The organism is Tsukamurella sputi (genome assembly GCF_007858445.1).
GTDB classification, from domain to species: domain Bacteria; phylum Actinomycetota; class Actinomycetes; order Mycobacteriales; family Mycobacteriaceae; genus Tsukamurella; species Tsukamurella sputi.
In genome coordinates, this window is record NZ_VIGV01000045.1 from 1 (window position 1) to 716 (window position 716).

A 716-nucleotide genomic window follows, 5' to 3' on the forward strand; every position below is an offset into this window, starting at 1 on the left:
CGGCACTCTTCTCCCATCTCTTTGCTCTTCATAACAAAGGTACAACGGTTTTGCGTATCGAAGATACCGATCTTGAGCGCTCAACACCTGAAGCGGTTGCAGCAATTATGGAGAGTTTAGAGTGGTTAGGCTTTCAATATGATGAAGGCCCTTACTATCAGACTAAACGCTTTGATCGTTATAAAGAAGTGGTTGCTGAACTTTTAGAGAAAGGTCATGCCTACTACTGCTACTGCACACCTGAAGAGTTAGCTGAGATGCGCGCCAAAGCGGAAGCGAAGAAAGAGAAGCCCCGTTATGATGGCACTTGGCGCCCTGAACCCGGCAAAACACTTCCTGAGATTCCAGAAGGTGTCAGTCCTGTAGTACGCTTTAAAAACCCACAAGTTGGCGTCACAAGCTTTACCGATCTTGTTCATGGAAATTTAAGCGTTCAAAATAGTGAGCTAGATGATCTAATTATTGCGCGTAGCGATGGTTCTCCGACCTATAACTTCTGTGTTGTTGTCGATGATGTCGATATGGAAATTACCCATGTCATTCGTGGCGATGACCATATCAACAATACCTATCGTCAGGTCAATATCTTCAAAGCATTAGGAAAGCCGGTACCCCACTTTGCCCATCTTGCAATGATCTTAGGAGATGATGGTCAAAAACTCTCTAAACGTCATGGTGCGGTTGGTGTCATGGAGTATTATGAGCGCGGTTTCCTT

The 716-nt window shown here is 45.0% G+C and carries 1 protein-coding gene; it reads left to right on the forward strand.

The features are described from left to right. A partial coding sequence (gltX, locus tag FK268_RS25845; protein WP_146437786.1) for a glutamate--tRNA ligase occupies positions 1–716 on the forward strand: 716 nt, incomplete at both ends.